This is a genomic window from Rhodococcus sp. APC 3903, from assembly GCF_030407755.1.
GTDB lineage: Bacteria > Actinomycetota > Actinomycetes > Mycobacteriales > Mycobacteriaceae > Rhodococcus_F > Rhodococcus_F erythropolis.
Genome location: NZ_JASDCV010000001.1, coordinates 118,422 through 137,788 on the forward strand (window position 1 = coordinate 118,422; position 19,367 = coordinate 137,788).

General features: G+C 61.2%; 17 protein-coding genes. 7 read left to right on the forward strand and 10 right to left on the reverse strand.

Annotated elements, in window-relative coordinates; translation table 11 throughout:
- Positions 1-105 precede the first annotated feature (105 nt).
- Complete coding sequence (locus tag QMA15_RS00630; RefSeq protein WP_020908886.1) at positions 106-831, reverse strand: GntR family transcriptional regulator; 726 nt, start codon at positions 829-831, stop codon at positions 106-108.
- A gap of 197 nt (positions 832-1,028) precedes the next feature.
- Between QMA15_RS00630 and QMA15_RS00635 the strand changes: the two genes are divergently transcribed.
- Together QMA15_RS00635 and QMA15_RS00640 are read left to right on the forward strand one after the other, a co-directional pair.
- Entirely contained in the window at positions 1,029-3,362 is a 2,334-nt protein-coding gene (locus tag QMA15_RS00635) for a LuxR C-terminal-related transcriptional regulator (RefSeq protein WP_279163566.1), read from the forward strand.
- 88 nt (positions 3,363-3,450) lie between these two features.
- Positions 3,451-5,811 (forward strand): LuxR C-terminal-related transcriptional regulator, encoded by a 2,361-nt coding sequence (locus tag QMA15_RS00640; protein WP_279163567.1) that lies wholly within the window; start codon positions 3,451-3,453, stop codon positions 5,809-5,811.
- On the opposite strand, the gene QMA15_RS00645 is transcribed toward QMA15_RS00640, so the two are convergent.
- Positions 5,786-6,022, reverse strand: coding sequence for a hypothetical protein (locus QMA15_RS00645; protein ID WP_084324907.1), 237 nt, complete (start codon positions 6,020-6,022; stop codon positions 5,786-5,788). The two genes, QMA15_RS00640 and QMA15_RS00645, sit on opposite strands and share 26 nt — an antisense overlap.
- Before the next feature lie 190 nt (positions 6,023-6,212).
- Entirely contained in the window at positions 6,213-6,752 is a 540-nt protein-coding gene (locus QMA15_RS00650; RefSeq protein WP_279163568.1) for a C40 family peptidase, read from the reverse strand.
- Positions 6,753-7,051: 299 nt separating this feature from the next.
- Between QMA15_RS00650 and QMA15_RS00655 the strand changes: the two genes are divergently transcribed.
- Complete coding sequence (locus QMA15_RS00655; RefSeq protein WP_279163569.1) at positions 7,052-7,945, forward strand: alpha/beta fold hydrolase; 894 nt, start codon at positions 7,052-7,054, stop codon at positions 7,943-7,945.
- Here QMA15_RS00655 and QMA15_RS00660 read toward each other — a convergent pair.
- Positions 7,884-9,350 carry an MFS transporter gene (locus QMA15_RS00660; protein ID WP_279163570.1) on the reverse strand — a complete coding sequence of 489 codons (1,467 nt, stop codon included), beginning with the start codon at positions 9,348-9,350 and terminating at the stop codon, positions 7,884-7,886. The genes QMA15_RS00655 and QMA15_RS00660 overlap by 62 nt on opposite strands.
- Before the next feature lie 203 nt (positions 9,351-9,553).
- Here QMA15_RS00660 and QMA15_RS00665 point away from each other — a divergent pair, with 203 nt between their 5' ends.
- From QMA15_RS00665 to QMA15_RS00680, 4 genes are all read left to right on the forward strand, one after another.
- The gene (locus QMA15_RS00665) at positions 9,554-10,450 is read left to right on the forward strand and encodes a LysR family transcriptional regulator (RefSeq protein ID WP_197941092.1); all 897 of its coding nucleotides are present in this window, start codon (positions 9,554-9,556) and stop codon (positions 10,448-10,450) included.
- 34 nt (positions 10,451-10,484) lie between these two features.
- Positions 10,485-10,790 carry a DUF6412 domain-containing protein gene (locus tag QMA15_RS00670; RefSeq protein WP_029256089.1) on the forward strand — a complete coding sequence of 102 codons (306 nt, stop codon included), beginning with the start codon at positions 10,485-10,487 and terminating at the stop codon, positions 10,788-10,790.
- 112 nt (positions 10,791-10,902) lie between these two features.
- Positions 10,903-11,859 carry a membrane protein insertase YidC gene (gene yidC, locus QMA15_RS00675; RefSeq protein ID WP_020908879.1) on the forward strand — a complete coding sequence of 319 codons (957 nt, stop codon included), beginning with the start codon at positions 10,903-10,905 and terminating at the stop codon, positions 11,857-11,859.
- 51 nt (positions 11,860-11,910) lie between these two features.
- Entirely contained in the window at positions 11,911-12,786 is an 876-nt protein-coding gene (locus QMA15_RS00680) for an oxidoreductase (RefSeq protein WP_020970568.1), read from the forward strand.
- 78 nt (positions 12,787-12,864) lie between these two features.
- Here QMA15_RS00680 and QMA15_RS00685 read toward each other — a convergent pair whose 3' ends face one another.
- The 6 genes from QMA15_RS00685 to QMA15_RS00710 form a co-directional block, all read right to left on the reverse strand.
- The gene (locus QMA15_RS00685; RefSeq protein ID WP_279163571.1) at positions 12,865-13,872 is read right to left on the reverse strand and encodes an NADP-dependent oxidoreductase; all 1,008 of its coding nucleotides are present in this window, start codon (positions 13,870-13,872) and stop codon (positions 12,865-12,867) included.
- A complete protein-coding gene (locus QMA15_RS00690; RefSeq protein ID WP_003939720.1) occupies positions 13,869-14,297 on the reverse strand; it encodes an organic hydroperoxide resistance protein in 429 nt (142 codons plus the stop codon). The genes QMA15_RS00685 and QMA15_RS00690 overlap by 4 nt, the downstream gene beginning before the upstream one ends.
- On the reverse strand, positions 14,294-14,755 hold the full coding sequence (locus QMA15_RS00695; protein WP_003940568.1) for a MarR family transcriptional regulator: 462 nt from the start codon (positions 14,753-14,755) through the stop codon (positions 14,294-14,296). The genes QMA15_RS00690 and QMA15_RS00695 overlap by 4 nt, the downstream gene beginning before the upstream one ends.
- Positions 14,756-14,833: 78 nt before the next feature.
- Positions 14,834-16,216 carry a condensation domain-containing protein gene (locus QMA15_RS00700; protein WP_279163572.1) on the reverse strand — a complete coding sequence of 461 codons (1,383 nt, stop codon included), beginning with the start codon at positions 16,214-16,216 and terminating at the stop codon, positions 14,834-14,836.
- Positions 16,216-17,688: a condensation domain-containing protein gene (locus tag QMA15_RS00705; RefSeq protein ID WP_279163573.1), complete on the reverse strand. Its 1,473-nt coding sequence runs from the start codon at positions 17,686-17,688 to the stop codon at positions 16,216-16,218. Before QMA15_RS00705 ends, QMA15_RS00700 begins: the two co-directional genes overlap by 1 nt.
- The gene (locus tag QMA15_RS00710; protein ID WP_279163574.1) at positions 17,621-19,153 is read right to left on the reverse strand and encodes a condensation domain-containing protein; all 1,533 of its coding nucleotides are present in this window, start codon (positions 19,151-19,153) and stop codon (positions 17,621-17,623) included. Before QMA15_RS00710 ends, QMA15_RS00705 begins: the two co-directional genes overlap by 68 nt.
- Between the last annotated feature and the right edge of the window lie 214 nt (positions 19,154-19,367).

A 19,367-nucleotide genomic window follows, 5' to 3' on the forward strand; every position in this document is an offset into this window, starting at 1 on the left:
CAGCTCCTGTGCATCAGTGCAGGAAATCAGCGGACAGTGCACGAGCTCTCAGCGTCAGTGATGAAAACTGTGTTGAGAGAAAGGTATCGACGCTGTGTTGCACAGCTATTGCGCAATCGGTATATCTTTCTCGGCCAGTAGGCCGGTGTCTGTCGGCAGAGTCGCGATCACGGTGTTGAGTCGGCGATGATGGATTTCGGAAGCACTCAGAAGAGCGGCTGCGTCCCGACGCAGGAATGCGTCCAGCATCGCGGTGTGATCGGAGTGCAGAACCTGGCGATCGACGCCGGCAACATGGACCATCGGCTGTACAGGTTCGGTGATGTTCCAGGCAGCTTCGAACATGTGCAGAAGTCGAAGCATTTGCGACGGTCGGGTCAGTGCGAGGTGAAAGTTTCGGCTCTCACAGTGATAGGACTGAGAGTCGTCGTAGCGCAACGCGATCTCCAGACGGGAATTCACCTCGACGGCGTGTTCGTGATCCTCTTCGGTGGCCTGCTCGACGGCGACGGCCAATGCAGCTGATTCGAGAGTTTCGCGGACGATGTACATCTCGCGCAGTTCTGCCGGCGTCAACTGAGCAACGGTGTAGCCGAATTGGTGGCGGTGGTCGACCAACGACTCTCCGACCAGGGTCTTCAGCGATTCCCGCACTGGTATTCGGCTGACCCCGAACACATCAGCCACGTCGCCGAGAGGGATCGGGGTACCCGGAGGCGCCGAACCCGACAGAATCACTCGGCGCAGTTCGTCGAGGATCGTTTGTTGTGGACTGCCGGGAGCATCGATTACCAGTTGCGTCAGTAGTACCGATCTACGGCGCGGTGGCATGTCGGTCTCCCTTCTCGTCGCTGCCAGGGTAGAAATCCGTTGTTTCGGGCGCGTGACACCGGCATGGCCGTCGTGAATCGCATCTGTGAGGGGCCGTCATTTCGACTGCGATGACGAAGCACAAGTGAGCGCTGCTCAGGGCGACGAACACGGGGGTAGCGTTGATTTGTAGTGGTTGGCAGAAAGCGAGTCGGTCGATGGCATCCGTTGTGCGATCAGAAGCCGACCAGCGAGTTGTCGGCAACTTGCCCTTGGAGCTGACGAGTTTTGTCGGCCGACGGCGTGAGTTGGCCGAAGCCAGAAGATTGTTCGAGTCGTCCCGTTTATTGACGCTCACCGGTATCGGAGGTGTCGGCAAGACGCGGCTCGCGATCCGGCTTGCGAGTGCGCTCCAGCGGGTGTTCCGAGACGGCGCGTGGTTGGTGGAGTTGGGGGAGCAGACGGATCCAGAACTCCTCGAGGATTACGTCGCCGTGATTTTGGGGGTGCGGCCGGTGTCCTCGTCGGACCCGCTGCACACTGTGATCGACTACTGCTCCGATCGCAGTCTGCTGTTGGTACTCGACAACTGCGAACATCTGGTCGATGCCGTCGCTCTGTTTGCCGGTGCGATCCTACGGCGATGTGCCGGGGTCAAGATCTTGGCGACGAGCAGAGAATCGCTGGGAATGGGCGGTGAGGTGACGATGCGCGTTCCCTCGCTCACCACGCCGCAGCAACAGCCGCGCGAATTCGAGGGACTTGCCCAGTACGAATCCGTGTCGTTGTTCACCGAGCGTGCGGCTTTAGTCGTCCCCGGTTTCACCCTCACTGAGGAGAACAAGCGCGCCGTTGCTCATATCTGTCACGACCTGGATGGACTCCCGCTTCCGATCGAGTTGGCGGCCGCTCGCCTGCGCGGTATGTCGGCGGAGCAGATCATGGATCGGCTCTCGGATCGTTACCGCCTTTTGACTTCTGGTGGACGCGACGTACCGAGTCGTCAGCAGACTCTCCGATTGTCGATCGATTGGAGTTACGACTTGTGCTCGCCTCCGGAGCAGCAGCTGTGGGGTCGGCTGACCGTGTTTTCCGGCGGGTTCGAGCTTGACGCAGCCGAGGGAGTGTGCGGGCAGGATTCGAGTTCGACGGAAGTGCTCGATCTCGTCACTGCGTTGGTCGAGAAGTCCATCCTCATTCGTGAGGAGATCGACGGCACCGTTCGCTATCACCTGCTCGACCTCCTGCGGGAGTACGGACGAGAGAAGGCCGAGTTCTCGAACGACTACGTGGAACTTCGACGGCGCCAACGTGATTGGTTCGAAGCGCTGGTTGCTCGTGCGGAAGCCGAGTGGATCAGTGACCGGCAAGCAGCGTGGATCGCACGGCTGGGTCGTGAACAGCACAACGTCTACGACGCGCTGGAGTTTTCGATTTCCACTGCCGGGGAGGCGCGATCTGCAACGCGAATGGTCGGTGCGTTGTACAGATTCTGGCTTTCTGGTGGATTGCTTGTGCAGGCACGGTATTGGACGGATCGAGCTCTGAATACAGAGGATCGGGAGCTCGACCCGTTCCGCGTTGATGTCTTGGCCATCGACGCTGTGAATCACGCGATGCAGGGGGAACTCGAACGGGCACAAGCGCTGGTCGACGAGAGTTGGCTCCTGGCGAATGCCTTGGCGGACGTACGCTCACGCGGTCTGGCGGCATGGGGTGACGGATACGTCGATACCTTCAGAGGCAACTTCGATACCGCAACGGCCAAGTTGGAATCCGCGTTGACGTTGTTTCGATTGGACGAAAATCTGCTGCATGTGGTGATCGGCCTGGACACCCTGGGGATTGCGTACTTTCTTTCCGGGGCCCTCGATCGCTCGGTGGAGTGCAACGAAGAGACTCTCGCTATCACCGTGCCCGCCAACGAAGTGATGTTCCAGGCTTTTGCGTTGGGAACCCTCGGGCTGGTGGGCTGGCTCCGAGGTGAACTAGATGACGCACGTGATTATTTGACGCGGAGTCTGAGAATTCTCGATGCCCCGATGAACTCGGCGTGGTGTATCGAACCACTGGCGTGGATTGCTGCAGCGCAACGTGATTGGAAGAATTCCGCGGTTCTGCTCGGCGCGGCAGCCATGTATTGGCAGAAGGTCGGGGGTCGGCTGGCGGGCCTGCCGGGTTTGTCGCCTCATCACGACACTGCGGCAGAGACTGCTCGTAGGGCTATGGGTAAGAGTGCTTTCGACAAGTCGTTTCGCAACGGATTTGTGATGTCCGAGGGTGAAGCTGTCGCGTATGCGCTCGACGAGCGCCGCAGTGTTCCGGGTTCATCGTCAACTGAGGCACCTCACCTCACCCGTCGTGAGCAGCAAGTTGCGGAACTCGTTGCGCGGGGCCTGACCAATCGCGCTATCGCGGAACATCTCGTGATCTCGCTTCGCACGGCTCAGGGGCATGTGGAGCATGTGCTGACCAAATTGGGTTTCACCTCCAGAGCGCAGATCGCGGCGTGGTTCGTGTCGACCGAGCAGGAGACCGACTCCCGAGGCTGAGATCGCGGGCAGTGGTGAGCGCTTCTCGGGTGCAGTTCGCGGGGGTAGCGTTGCTTTTGGAGTGGAATCGCAGAAAGCGAGTCGGTCGATGGCATCCGCTGTGCGTGCAGAAGCCGATCATCGGGTTGTCGGCAACTTGCCGTTGGAGTTGACGAGTTTTGTCGGTCGGCGGCGTGAGTTGGCCGATGCCAGAAGATTGTTCGAGTCGTCCCGTTTGTTGACGCTGACCGGCGTTGGGGGCGTGGGCAAGACGCGTCTGGCGATCCGGCTTGCGGGTGCGCTGCAGCGGGTGTTCAGCGACGGTACCTGGTTGGTGGAGTTGGGGGAGTTGTCGGATCCGGATCTGCTCGCGGATTATGTCGCCGTGACTTTGGGGGTGCGGCCGGTTTCGTCGTCTGATCCGCTGCGCGCTTTGATCGACTTTTGTGCCGATCGGAGTCTGCTGTTGGTGTTCGACAACTGTGAACACCTGGTGGATTCGGTTGCCCGGCTTGCCGGGGCGATCTTGCGTCGGTGTGCCGGTGTGAAGATTCTGGCGACGTCGCGAGAGTCTCTGGGTGTGGGCGGTGAGGTGGTGATGCGGGTTCCTTCTCTCACTACGCCGGAACTGCGGGGGCCGCGCGCTTTCGACGGGCTGGCTCGGTACGAGTCTGTTTTGTTGTTCGCAGAAAGAGCTGCGACTGTGGTGCCGGGTTTCGTGTTGACCGAAGGGAACCGGAATGCCGTTGCTCGTATCTGCCACGATCTGGACGGATTGCCGTTGCCGATCGAGTTGGCTGCTGCTCGGCTGCGATCTATGTCGGCGGAGCAGATCATGGATCGGCTTTCTGATCGTTACAGCCTTTTGACTTCCGGTGGGCGTGATGTTCCCAGTCGTCAGCAGACCCTGCGGTTGTCGATCGATTGGAGTTACGACTTGTGCTCACCGCGTGAACAACGGTTGTGGGCGAGGCTGTCGGTGTTCTCGGGTGGGTTCGAGCTTGACGCCGCAGAGGGAGTGTGCGGGCAGGATTCGAGTTCGACGGAAGTGCTCGATCTCGTCACTGCGCTGGTCGAGAAGTCCATCCTCATTCGTGAGGAGATCGACGGCACTGTTCGCTATCACCTGCTCGACCTCCTGCGGGAGTACGGACGTGAGAAGGCCGAGATCTCGAACGACTACGTGGAACTTCGACGGCGCCACCGTGATTGGTTCGAAGCGCTGGTCGTTCGTGCGGAAGCCGAGTGGATCAGCGACCAGCAAGCTGCGTGGATCGCACGGCTGGGTCGTGAACTGCACAACGTCTACGACGCGCTGGAGTTTTCGATCTCGACGCCGGGTCAGACGCGATCAGCGACGCGAATGGTCGCGGCGCTGTACCGATTCTGGGTTCTCGGCGGTCGGATCGCTTCGGCGCGGCACTGGGCGGATCGAACCCTGAGAGCTTCCGATGGGGAGCCGGACACTTATCGCGTGGAAATTCTGTGTATCGACGCCGTAGCGCATGGGATGCAGGGTGACCTCGTCCGGGCGCGCGGACAGGTAGCGGAGAGTTGGCGCCTTGCCGAGGTCGTGGGAGATGTACGCTCTCGAGGCCTGGCTGGATGGGCGGACGGATATGTCGACACGTTCAACGGCGAATTCGACACTGCCGCCAGGAAGTTGGAGGCTGCCGTATCGCTTTTCCAATCAGCTGAGAATCTGGAGCACAAAGTGGCCGGCTTGATTACCCTCGGGCTCGCTTGCATCTTTACCGGCGCGCTGGAGCGGTCGGTGGAGTGTTTCGACGAGTCCCTTGCCATCACCGGACCGCCGCACGAAGTGATGTATCAGGCGTCGGCGCTTAGCAATCTAGGGCTTGTGGACTGGTTTCGAGGTGACCTCGAGCGCGCACGTGACCATTTGGCGCGAAGTCTGCGGGCCACGGCCGCTTCAATGAACTCGGCGTGGTGTATCGAACAGTTGGCGTGGATTGCTGCAGCGCAACGTGATTGGAAGCAATCGGCGGTTCTGCTCGGCGCTGCGGCGATGTACTGGCAGAAGGTCGGGAGTCGGCTCGCGGGGCTTCCGATCTTGTCACCCCACCATGACAAGGCGGCAAACGATGCTCAAAAGGCATTGGGTAAGAGTGCTTTCGACAAGGAGTTTCACCGGGGAATTGTGATGACCGAGGGTGAAGCTGTCGCGTACGCGCTCGACGAGCATCGCAGAGTCCCGGACACATCGTCGACCGAGGCGATTCGACTCACCCGTCGTGAACTGCAGGTTGCGGAACTGGTTGCTCAGGGCCTCACCAACCGCGCTGTCGCAGAGCACCTCGTCATTTCGCCACGCACAGCACAGGGGCACGTGGAGCACGTGCTGACGAAATTGGGTTTCACCTCCAGAGCGCAGATCGCGGCGTGGGTGGTATCGACTGCGCAGGAGCGTGACTCGCGCGAGGTCAATGGTTCAGCAGATCGGAACTGAAGTCCGATTGCAGTTCTCCCCGATTGTCGCCGCACAGGCAGAACACCGGGTACCGCTTACCTAGTTCTCGCCGTTGAAACAATACTCGCAGCGGTCCGGACGCATCCGCGCGCGGGGATTCCGTGAGCAACGTGTACAGCCACGGCCCCTCGTCCAATTCGACGATGGCGAGAACGGTCGTGGGGTCGCCGTGAACCGTTCGCCAGGACACGACAGTGCCGTCTCCGCAACACCGCGTTACGTCCAACCGCGCCCCGCGACACCTGGTGCAGACCGCGCTCGCGGGGGAGAGGATGGCATCACATTCCGCGCAGTGGGGGAGTGTCAAGCATTCGGATCGTGATGAACGGCCCGAATATCGTTGCGATACAAGACTTTTTGTCAAGCTGACGTGATACATGTCAGTAGCGCCGGGCGAGATAGTATGGCATCGAGTCCACGGGTGCGCGTTTGACCGACTCCCCGGACGTCGGGGCGTGAAGGACCTCACCGCCTCCGGCATAGATCCCCACATGTTCCCCGCCGTAGTACAGGACTACGTCACCTGGCTGGAGATCGTCCCGGGAAATCGGAGCTCCGCCGACCGCCTGGTCGTAGGTAGTTCGCGGAATTGAAACGCCCGCTTGTGCATAGGCCCATTGAACGAGGCCGGAGCAGTCGAACGAGTCCGGTCCGGTCGCGCCCCAGACGTACGGTGCGCCGATCTTGGACTCTGCGGCTGCCAATGCGCGGCCTCCATCCGAGGAATCGAAAGCTGACACTTTCGCCGGATTCGTGACGACGGAAACTCCGGCGGTGTTCCAGTCCGGAAGCAAGGGGGTCTGAGCGTTCGCGGTGTCGATACTGACGGCAAGGGTTGTCAGTGAAAGAGCGCCGATGACAAGCGCCCTTCCGAGTGCGTTCTTCGTCGTGCTGGGGCTGGTGAATCGGTGGTGCGACATTTCTCGTGTTGCCTTCGCGTCGGTGCGTCCCGAAGCAGGTATCCGGCTGGGCGTGATCGGGCTTCGGCTTGTGACACACAGCCTGGTTTCGCCTCGACGTGTTCGCGCCGGTCAGTTGGACGGGATGCATACCTGTTTTCGAGTGGCGTGTCGGCAATCGTGACGTCTCGCGAAGTGGCAGAAGAAAGAAGTAGGTACCGATGCAGGTACTACGGTCGTCGCCGCGCCGGTGCGTGCGCGGCAACATCGAGTTCGATACTTCACCCGGAGAAAAACCTCACCTGAACTGGGATTTGATCATGATTGTCTCCGCAAGTCGAACCGATGCATTCATCGAGTGGCGCACCGCCGTGGTCGATTCTCGACCTGTCGACTTCGGCGTCGGTGGGCACGGCGAGACAGTGCTGTTTCTGCACGGTTGGGGGTTGTCCCCTCGCGCCTATGGATCTGCGCTTGCTGCCGTTGTTCACCGGGGATCCAGGGTGATTGCGCCTGCGCTTCCGGGACTTGGCGGTACGGCTGAACTAGACCGAGCCGACCGCAACTTCGAAGGTTATGCGGCGTGGGTGACGCGGTTTCTGGACGCGGCCGGAGTTACCGGTCCGGTGACCGTCGTCGGGCATTCGTTCGGTGGCGGTGTAGCGACAGCAGTGGCGCGGGACTTCCCCACGCGAGTCTCGCGCTTGGTTCTGGTGAACTCGGTTGGTGGTGGCGTGTGGTCGAGTGCTGGTGGTCAGAAGCGCCCGATTCGCGAACGTCCGTGGTGGAACTGGTGTGTGTCGGCGATGGTCGAGGCTGTCGAGTCGGTACACGCTCGCAGAATCCCACAGATTCGACTCGACGAGTTCGCGTTCAACGCGCTTCGCAACGCCCGTGGAGTGTGGCAAACGGGCAACCTCGCGCGGACTGCGGATCTCATCGATGCACTCGAAGAGATCGCAGTCCGCGCGATGCCTGTTGTCGTGTTGTGGGGAGCTGATGATCATGTGATTCCGCGAACGAGTTTTCATGCTGTCTGCGCCGCCTTGGGTGATCCCGAGGTTCGCGAGGTTCCTGGCAATCACAATTGGCTTATCGACGATGCGGAGTTGTTCGGCCAGGTGTTGACGGAATCACAGGCCGGACGAGCTGTCAGTGCACCTGTTCTGTCTCCTTCGTTCGTGTTCTGTTCGACCACGCGGATTGCGCAGTGACCAGGCAGCCGGCGATCAGGGTGATGATCGCGATGACGCGCACGGCGCTGTCCGCGCCGGTGGTGAAGGCACTCAGGACGGCGTCGTGAGCAAGGGGAGTGTCGGCCATCTCGAGTCCGTCTGAGACCGTGCGCGGCGCGGCGCCGTCTCCGTCGCGCATCGATTCGGGCAATGCGCTGATGAAACGGCTGGTCAAGATGGTGCCGATGACGGCGACGCCCAAGGCGCTGCCGAATTCTCGTGCCGTCGCCTGCAGTCCTGAACCGACGCCTGCCTGTTCGAGGGGCAGCGAGTCCGCGATGTCGTGAGTCAATACGGGGAGCGCGGCTGCCGCGCCGATGCCGATGACGACGAGCCACAACGCGTAGGCGAAATAGGGAGTGTGGGCTGTGCTGGTCGACAGCCCGAACATGCCGACCCCGATGAACGCGAACGCTGCCGCCACGGTGATGGTGGAACCCAGACGAGCCGAGATCAGCGGCACGAAGCGAGCACCGAACAGCAGTGGAATGGTCAGCGGTATCACCGCTAGGCCGGTGGTGAGAACGCTGAATCCCTTGGCGTACTGCAGAAATGATGCGTTGACGTAGAACAGTGCGAACAGACCGAAGAACGCGACGGTCATTCCCAGGCATCCCGCGCGCAGCAGAGGAAGGCGGAACAACCGCGGATCCAGCAAGGGTTGCTCGACGCGGAGCTCGACGATGATCCATGCCGCATAAAGCGCCGCCGACGCGACGAATGCTGAGATCACCGTGATACTGCCCCAACCACTTTCGGGTCCTTCGATGACACCGACCAGCAACCCGAACGTCGCCGCCGTCAGCAAGACGGTTCCGACAGGGTCGAGACCGCGGTGATTTCGAGGGGTGCGAGGAGCGAGATAGGCGACTGCGGCAGCACCTGCCAACGCGATGGGTACGACGGCGACGAACAACCAGCGCCAGGACCCGGTCTGCAGAAGCGCGCCACCACCGACATTCCCTGCCACGCCGCCGAATCCGGTCGACGATGCCCAAATGGCAATTGCGCGAGGACGCTTCTGTGGGGGAGTCGCGTGCATGAGGATTGCGAGGCTGTTCGACAGAACACAGGCGGCTCCGACTCCGGTGACGCAGCGGCCGATCAGCATCACCGCCACTGTGGGGGAACTCGCGGACACGGCGGCGCCTGCTGCGAAGAGGATCAACCCGATGGTCAGCACCCCTTTGCGTCCGAAGCGATCACCGAGTGCCCCGCAGGGGATCACCAGACAGGCGAAGACCGTGACGTAGGAATCGACGATCCATAGAAGCTGCGTCGAGGAAGGATGCAGAGACCCGGACGTCAGGAGCGGAACTGCCAGGTTGATGGCAGCGACGAACGCAATAACGAGGACGGTGACCGCGCACAACGTTGCGAGCACCAATCCTTGTCGCGCGTCCGAGTTCGCCCGACTCTCCGTCGGTATCGAAGTATTTGTGGACAAGACGCACCTCTTTGCGGAAATTTGTTCTATTGCGGGAGTTGTTGATCGACAGCCAATTCGGCTACTGAAACGACAGTAGGGATCTCGGTAACGTGCGTCTACTGCAAAGATTGCAGTAGATAGTTGCGTATGGTGCAACTATGGCGATGGATATGGACCTCAATCTTTTGAGAGTGTTCGACGCTCTGGTGGCGGAGGGCAGTGTCACCGGCGCGGCCGAGCGATTGAACTTGTCGATACCGGCAACCAGTAGGGCTTTGGAGCGTCTCCGGCGTGCGATGGATGACCCGATCTTTGTTCGTGCCGGGCGTGGGTTGGTACCGACGCCCTTTGCGTTGCGTGCAGCACCTCAGGTCCGATCGCTCCTGGAAGGGGCGCAAGGCCTGTTGATCGACCGCAAGAACTTCGAACCAGCAGAGCTCGAGCGGACTTTCGTGATCCGAATCAACGAGGGCACGGCGGCCAGCCTCACCCCGGCTCTGGTCAGGCGTTTCGCGGCGGAAGCGCCGAACGCTGTAATCCGTTGTGTCGGAGAGGGAAACGAGGACGTCGACTCGCTGCGGAACGGTTCGGTCGATCTCGATATCGGCGCTGATCCGTTGCCGTCCTCTGATGTGTGCAGTGAGATTCTCTACCGAGAGGGTCATGTGGGCTTGGTATCGAAGTCGTCGCCGTTGGCCCGCACGGCTCAGCCGACACTCGCGCAGTTGTGTGAGCATCCACATGTCTCGACATCCAGACGTGGCCGGACACACGGACCGATCGACGACGCGTTGTCCGCAGTCGGAATGCGCCGGCGGGTGATCGCGGTGGTTGCCTCGCCCGTTGCGGCGGCGCTGATGGCGGCCGACAGCGATCTCGTTGCACTGGTGCCGGAAAGGCTTGCCCGATACTTTGCCGCTCGCCTCGATGTCGCCTGGTTTGCGGTGCCGACCGAACTACCGGCCGTCACCATCCACCAACAGTGGCACGGTCGGCTGGACCACGATCCAGCACACAAATGGCTGCGCGAACAAGTACGTGAGGCAAGCGTCTAGCTGGATTCGGCAGATGTTCTGTACTCTCGCAGTCATGCAACAGCGGAGCACGGGAACGGTGACACGGTCACTGTTGCTGCTTCTGCTGCCGTTCATCGCTCTTCTCGCCGTGCCTCCGCTTGGATCGTCGGGTAGCGCCGCGGTGCTGGGAACTGCGATTGCCGTCTTCGTGGTCGCAGCCCTCGCAACGTCGTCGAAGTACGAACTTCTGCAGCTGTGCGCGGTTTCGGCCACTGGCCCCTCTGATGACGAACGCTGCCTGCGTGGCGCTTTCCGCAGGCAGAGCAGCCCGGACGCGCCCGGCCGTCCACAGCCTCGAGCTCCGGGAATCGGTCTGTAGATCGGCCGTCGGCGGGTGTGAACTCGTCGTAGGTCGGTCAGACGTCTTGCGTCCACGACCATTCCCGCGCTCTCATCTCTCTGAGCGTGCCTCTCGGTGAGGTTCATTCGTCATGCTCGATTTTGTCTACTACCCCGTGTCCGGAATCCTCTGGTTCTGGCACAAGGTCTTTTCACTGATCTCCGGATCACCCGACAACGGCGTCGTATGGGCGTTGTCGGTCGTATTTCTGGTCTTCACGCTCAAGGCTTTGCTGTTCAAACCCTTCGTCAAGCAGGTCCGCACCCAACTGGTGATGCAGAAGCTGCAACCTCAGATCAAGGCGTTGCAGAAGAAGTATTCGGGTGACCGGCAGAAACTCACTGTCGAGATGGCCAAGCTGCAGAAGGAACACAACTACAGTCCGTTGCTCGGCTGTCTGCCGATGCTCGTTCAGGCACCGGTGTTCATCGGCCTTTATCACGTCCTGCGATCGTTCAATCGGACTGGAGCGGCATCGCACGTCCCGTTTCTGAGCCCGACCGAACCGATGTCGGTGGCGGACAACGCGAATACGGCCAACTACTTCTTCAGTGCCTCGGACGTGCAGTCGTTTCTCGACGCCAAACTGTTCGGCGCGCCGTTGTCCGCCATGATTTCGAGTCCGGCGGCGCAACTGGAGGCGTTCGGCGACGTCAGCCGTATCTCCATCATTCTGGTTGCCGTACCGCTGATGATCTTCGCCGCCGTCGCTACACATTTCACGTCGCGGGCGTCCATCGCGCGCCAAGTGGACACCGGAACCGTCAACCCTCAAACAGCGATCATGAACAAGCTCGCATTGTGGGTGTTTCCGGTGGGTGTGATCGCTTTCGGTGCTTTCGCGCCCGTGGCGATCCTGCTGTATTTCGTGAGTAACAACTGCTGGACGCTGGGACAACAGCATTTGGTCTACGGCCGGATCGCGGCGGAGCAGAAGGAAGCTGAATCGTCGCCGACACCCGGAGTGACTGCGCCCCCGTCGCCCAGGGTGGCTGCAGCACCGCCGCTGCCGGGTGCAAAGCCGATCCGCGCCAAACGCAAGCGATGACAGAAAATCGACCCCTCCCTACCGGCGGGTAAGGCACGTACGCTGGAATACATGACCAAATGGACCGCAGAAGACGTAGTCGATCAGACCGGCCGCACATTTGTCGTCACGGGGGCGAACAGCGGACTGGGTGAGGTAGTCGCACGGGCGCTTGGCAAAGCCGGGGCCGACGTCGTCCTCGCCTGTCGTGACACCACGAAGGCCGACGCCGTAGCCGCCGAGATCGGACCCAACGCGGTTGTCCGTAAATTGGACCTCTCGGATCTGTCGTCGGTACGAGCCTTTGCCGACGCAACGGAGAAGGTTGACGTCCTGGTGAACAACGCCGGCGTGATGGCGGTTCCGTTTCGCCGGACTGTCGACGGATTCGAAATGCAGATCGGCACAAACCATCTCGGGCACTTCGCGTTGACCGGATTGCTGAAGGACAAGCTCACCGACCGTGTCGTGACGATGTCCAGTGCCCTGCATCAGCTCGGAACTGTCGATCTGGACGATCTCAATTTCGAGCGTCGGAAGTACAACCGCTGGTTGGCCTACGGGCAGTCCAAGCTTGCCAATTTGTTGTTCACGTACGAACTTCAACGCAGGCTTGCGGCCTCGGGATCTTCGCTCAAAGCGCTTGCTTCGCATCCGGGATACGCGTCGACGAACCTGCAGGGGCACACCGAGTCGATCCAGGACAAGCTGATGGGAATCGGCAATTCGATCTTCGCGCAGTCTGCGGAGATGGGTGCCCTTCCCGAACTGTGGGCGGCAACCGCGCCGGATGCCTTCGGCGGCAGTTACATCGGACCGGACGGTCCGTTCGAGCAGCGAGGTTATCCGAAGGTCGTGGGGTCGAACAAGAAGTCACACGATTCGAAGACAGCCTCGGGTTTATGGACACTGTCGGAGAAGTTGACCGGAGTCTCGTTCGGGATCTGATTCAGATATGAAGGTGGCCGCGAACTTCGAGAAGTTCGCGGCCACCTTCATATTCGTTCGAGCCAGATGTTGTTCGGGTTACAGCGTGACAACCATCTTGCCGGTGTTCGCGCCGCGCATCAGGTCGATGAAAGCCTGCGGTGCATTCTCCAGGCCTTCGACGATGGTCTCGTCCCACTGAATCTTGTTGTCGGCGAGCCACCCTGCCATGTGGGTGCGGAACTCGCCACCGAGGTGACGGTAGCCGCCCACGAGGAATCCGCGCAGTGTGAGCTGCTTGCCGATCACCAGTGCCAGGTTGTGGGGAGCGGTGGGCTTCTCGGTGGTGTTGTACTGAGCGATGGCTCCGCACAAGGCAATCCGGCCACCCTGGTTCATGGCATCGATGGCGGCTTCGAGATGCTCGCCACCGACGTTGTCGAAGTACACGTCGATGCCCTCAGGGGCGGCAGCGGCGAGCAGTTCGGTGATCGGGCCGTCGTGGTAGTCGAATGCCGCATCGAATCCGAGTTCGAGAAGTCGGGCAACCTTCGCCGGTGAACCGGCGCTGCCGATTACTCGCTTCGCTCCAAGCAACTTGGCGATCTGACCGACGAGCGATCCGACGGCACCGGCTGCGCCGGAGACGAATACGGTATCGCCTTCCTTGAACTCCGCAACCGCGGTGAGGCCGGCATACGCGGTGAGGCCAGTCATGCCGAGGACACCCAGGTAGGCCGTCGCCGGCGCGATGGACGTGTCGGCCGGAGTCACTGCGGATCCGTCGAGGATGGCGTATTCACGCCATCCGAGGCCGTGGACGACAACGTCGCCCACAGCGCGATCAGCCGACTTGGATTCGACGACCTCGCCGACAGCACCACCGTCGAGCGGCGCACCGACCTGGAACGGCGGAAGGTAGGACTTCACGTCGTTCATTCGGCCGCGCATATACGGGTCGACGGAGATGGCGATGTTGCGGACCAGGATCTGGCCGTCTTCGAGTTCGGGGAGTTCTACTTCGGCGGTGGCGAAGTTCTCCGAGGTGGGCCAACCGTTCGGGCGTGAAGCGAGACGGATTTCCCGGCTGACAGTGGTGGTGCTCATTCGTCGTCCTTACTTACTTCGAGGGTGACCTCGATGTTGCCGCGAGTTGCATTGGAGTACGGGCACACCTGGTGCGCCTTCTCCGTCAGCTCGACGGCCTGATCATGGGGCAGATGGGGGAGTGAAACCTCCAGCGTCACAGCGAGTCCGAAGCCTCCTGCGCCGTTGGGGCCGATGCCGACCCGCGCACCGACTGCGGAATCAGCCACGTTGGCCTTCTCGGCGCGGGCGACCATCTGCAGAGCGGAGTGGAAGCATGCTGCGTATCCGGCGGCAAAGAGCTGCTCGGGGTTGGTGCCTTCGCCACTGCCACCCATTTCCTTGGGAATGGCGAGGCCGAGATCGAGGCGTCCGTCCGAGGTGCGAGCGTGACCGTTGCGGCCTTCGCCGGTGGCAAGTGCTTCTGCGGTGTAGACGATGTTCATGACTTCTTCTTTCCGTCGGAGTGGGCGTTGGATGCTTGAAGTGACTCACCGAGACGAGTGAGAACGTCTCGGAGTTCGGTGAGTTCGTCGTTACTCAGACCAGTGGCGCCTGCGAGCTTGGCCGGGATGTCCTCGGCCTTGCTACGCAAGGTGGAACCCGCCTCGGTCAGGTGAATCTCGACGCGACGCTCGTCCGTGGTGAGGCGTCGGCGCTCGATGAATCCCAGACCCTCCAGCCTCTTGAGCAGCGGCGACAGAGTTCCGGTATCGAGATCGAGTGCCTCACAGATCTCACGCACGCCCCGGCCGTCTCGTTCCCAGAGTGTCAACAGGACGAGGTACTGGGGGTACGTGATTCCCAGGTCGTCGAGCATTGCCCGGTACGCGGCCGTAGTGGCCCGCGACGCCGAATAGAGGGCGAAGCAGACCTGGCGTTCGAGAGCGAGTGGGTTGGTCACGAGAACAACTGTAGCGCACAGTTAAGTTGTGCACAACAAAGAAGTGTCAAATAGATCCGTGGATGCGCAGCCGTCTGGCTACGACGTCGACAGAATCTCGGATACGCACCCGAGGAAGGTGAACACTGCCTGGGCCGCGGGTGCTGGAAATCGGGTGCGCACTGCCAGCCCGTCGTGGGTGCGTGAGAACCAGAACTGAACGTCGTCGGCGCTCGACACGCGACTGAGTTGCTGCGGATTGATCGGCGCAGGTTGTGAGTCGCCGGGCCGTGATTCGCGGGGGCGAGATCCACCGGGCATGGTCCGGTAGTCGGCGTAGGACACCGAGAAGATGTCTCGGCGAGTGGGCGAAACCTCGGGTCCCAAGCTCCTCAACACTTGTCTCGACGACACGGACGACAGTGAAAGTGACTCGTGGAAAGCGAGATTGACTGCCCGAGCCGTGCTGTGAAGATCATCCATGCTCGTCACGGTGATGGGTGCATTGGCCACCAGCCAGCCGAAGGTGTGGTTGTGCCGCGGTTCCCGACGCGTGTGAACAGGGAACAGAAGGCGTGTGTCTCTCTTGTCGGTCAATTGTGTTGTGGCCAAACCGATCGACGCAAGAATCGCACCGAACGACGAGTGTCGATGATCGGCGCAGTTCTGGTCGAACAGCTCTGCTTCGTCGGCGTCGAGGAGCATTCGGGTGTCTGTGCCCTGGGGCGACATGGTCCCGGCGGGCAGCCCCAGATCTACGGGAAAATGGGGAGTGTCACCCCCGCAAGATCGAAGGAAAGACCGCCACCCCGAAATGCGGTGGTCGCCGGGCTCTGGATCCGCGGTTGCCGATTCACGGAAGCAGTAGTTGAGGAAACTCCCGGGCTCGGGCAAGAGATCTGACGCGATCGGATTACGGTCCGCCCGCGTGTATTCACGATACAGAGTGCTGATCTCGGTAATTGCGATGCTCATGGACCAGCCGTCGCAGATGGCATGGTCGAATCCGCAGATCACTGTCGACTGGTCCTCGCGGGTGATGGCCCCGAGAAAGTAGGCGGGAAACGCAAAAGGATTGCACCATCGATCCAAGCGCTCGCCCAAGAGTTCTCGCACCTGTTCCGGCGTTCGCGCGTCCGCCACTGTTTCCTCACGGAGGCGCAGATCGACGACATCGGCGACGTCGACGAACAGCGCCGAGGATTCATCCGCTTCTTCGGCCTGGGAGAACGAGCACGACAGGGCGTCGTGACGGGACGTCCATTCCTCGAAGCTGGCCCGGAGTGCGTCCGTGTCGATCGGGCCGGGAACGTCGAAAGTGGCAGCGAGCCAAGTCGTATCGCCGCGGCTCCCGGCAAGATGCAGCTGCTGATTCGAGGTCGGTGGAACCGGATATGTCGATCCGGTGGAGATTTCGCTCGGCGTCCACTGCAGGATGCGGCCCGGCCGTGCCTCGAACCTGTCGAGAAAGGTGATGTGCATCAGGCGGTCTCCACTTCCTGACGTGCATCCGCCTGACGAACGACACGGTAGTCGCCGGTATCGGCGACCGTTCTCAGGACGTTGCGGAGGTGTCGAAGGTACCGATCCACCGATGTGTGCGCTTGCTCGGTATCGGGAAAACTGACCATCACGTACGTACGGTCTTCCTTCCGGTTGATCCACATCGACAGATCACCCGTCGTTCCTGGCCCACCGAGTGCGCGCGCTTCGAGTTCGTCGTGGTGCTCGGCACCTGGAATCAGGCGCATGTCGATGTACGACACCATCGGCGGGACCGAGGTTCCGCCGATGTCGGATCCGGTCAACTTCGACACCTGGGCGATCACCGAGTGAATGGACACGTCCGCGAGTCCCTTCACGGCTGCGCGAGCAGCGTGAGCAAGGGGGAGTGCATCGGTGAAGGTGGTGACACCACTCAGCGTGAACGAGACCGGGACGAGATTGATGAACCAGCCTTGAGAAAACAGGTATCTCGGATCGGAACGAGTACCGACTGCGTTGAGCGCGAAGTAGTTCGCTCTGTCAGAAACTTCGATCTCGGTGAGGGCGAGGGCTGCGAAGATCCCCGTGGAGAATCCGACGCCATTGGACTTGCACAGCGCTGCGAACGCGGCTGACTCGTCGCTGTCGAGAACGTCGATATGTGTGCGGGTCGACCGGGTCTGTTCGCCCTGCGCGACGCCGAGGTCGAGGGGGAACGTCGGGAGTTGTCCGGCGTTGGCGGCGAGAATCGAAATCCATTGCTGCACAGGTTCTGCGGATAGGTCGAGGTTCTTCGCCGCTGCCCGTTCTTCGCCGCTGTACTCGACGTAGCTGCCGGGAGCGGGAAGTTGAGCGTCGATGCCGGCGCTTTCGGCGATGTACAGCGCACGAAGTTCTTCGACGCCCAGCATCAGCGACAGGCCGTCGGTGTGCGAGTGATCGACGCCGTAGTAGATGGTGAAACCGGCGCCGGTGCCGTGCTCGACGGCGCCACTGGTGAACGAAGGCCATTGCAGTGGGCTGGTATCGCCTGCGAAACTTCGGCTGACATGCTCGCGAACCGCATCGCTCGTGTTCAGGGAACCGACGCTGTGCGGCGCGAGTTCGATCGTCGATTCATCCACCACGTGACGGTCGATGACCCCGCTGCCGCCAGGATCTTCGGATGGTCTCACCTCGAACCAACTGTGAAGTGTGTTGTGCCGCAAGACAAATGCCTGGACAGCCCGACGCAGTGCCTCCCGATCGAGATCACCGGGCAGAGTGAACGTGAATCCGATCCACGGTGACCAGTCGACGCCTTGTGCGCGCTTGTGATCGGCGGTACGAATGTGTCCCTCTTGGAGGAACGAGAGAGGTTGGTCGCTCAGTGGTGCTCGAGATGCTGCCGTCAGGGACTGCTCAGTAGGCCTGAACTCGGTGAGCGTCCCGGCTTTCGGTGCCCAGAGATCGATGGGTGTCATTTCCATGAGAGTTCTCCTCGATCGGTGCAGCGGTATTGATCGGTACGGCGGTATTGATCGGTACAGCGGTGTTGGTCGGAGGTGAGCATGTGTCGGTCGAGAAGGCAAAGTCCTCCATTTCGCGGCGTAGGAGTCCCGCGAACTGATGGATGTGGCGGCTTGTGCGCGCGTTGCCTGGGTGGCGTATGGCCAGATTGAGCCCTTCGGGAGTCCGTGTGAGCCAGATGTAGACGTCGGTTCCCGAATGATCGCGACTACGAAGGCCTCTGGTCTGCCAGCTCGTCCATTGCTCGGCACCAGGAACGTGACGAACGTCCATGTACGAGAGCACGAACGGCAGGTGCTGCGGGGAGTCGATCAGCTCGCACACTTTCGAATACGGCAGGGCCGCTGCGGGACGGACGCGTCGCATCTCCGTGCCGGCAACCTTGGCCAGATCGCTCACGGTTGCTGCGGGGGTAATCGGAATCCTCACCGGCACAACACCGATGAACCATCCCAGCGACGCGGCCCATCGAAGCTCCGAACGGGTGTGTTGCGGCACCACGACGCGGAATTCGTCTGCACCGGTGAGATCGCCGGTCACCTTGGCCGCGCACGCGAGTATCGCGGCCAGGAATCCTTGGTTGCTGCGCTTGCTCGCTTCTGCCAGGCGTTCGGCTCCCCGGGCGCTCAGAAGCCAGGCGGACAGGCTCTGCTGAGGGACTCGGCGTCCGGCGACCGGTTCGGGCAGCGCTGGAAAGAGCGGAGCCTCGCCCTGCGCGTAGAACTCGCGCCACGTCTGCACCGCAGGGTGAGAGCAGTCCGCGTGTCCCACGAGATCTCGTTCCCTGGTGCCGAAGTCGATGTAGCTTCCGGTCTCCGGCGGCGAGGAAGGGCTTCCCTCGCTCGCCGAACGGTAGATCGTCTGCAGTTCGTGCGCGGTCAACGCCACCGAATATCCGTCCAGCAGAGCATGATCAGCGGCAAAGACCACGGTGAAATGGTTGGGACCTTCAATTGTCGCGAACTGGTATGCAGGCCAGACAAGTGGATCGGTCGACCGGTCGAGCAGTTGCTGCAGATGCGTGAAGACGGACATCGAGGACGCAAGATGTCCGACTTCGTTACCCAGAACTCGGACGTCTCCAGGACCCGCGGTGCGTCGGACTATCGCTTCGCCCTCCATGGCGACTCGTGTTCGGAGCACTTCGTGGCGATCGATCCAGTGATCGAGAGTGGCCGCCCAGATCCTTCGGTCGAGTCGGTCGTGGATGCGAAACGAGGTACCCAGCCACGACGGAGTGCATCCGTCGTGGTGATGGTGCGCCTGCCGTTTCGCCTGCTCGGCATGTTTCAAGTGTGCCTCGTGTATGTAGCTGGCGGGACGCTGGTCGACAGGCCACAGTTCGGGCGGATTCACTGCGGCAGGAGTCCACTCGGTGACGGTCCCAGGAGGTAGGGGATAGTCGGCAAGTTCCGTGAATTCCATTGGGAAACCTGATCTCTCGAGATGGCGAAAGGTGGGGATCGTGAACGGGGCGGATGTTTGTAACCGAGAGTGACAGATGATTAGTCAAGGCAAGTAGAACGCGACCTGAGGCTCCGCGCAACTGCTTCGGTCCGGGATGTGACGAGGAACATTCTGCTCGTTATTTCGGACAATTCGAATACTGGACATCCGGTTTACTGCCCTGGTCACCTGT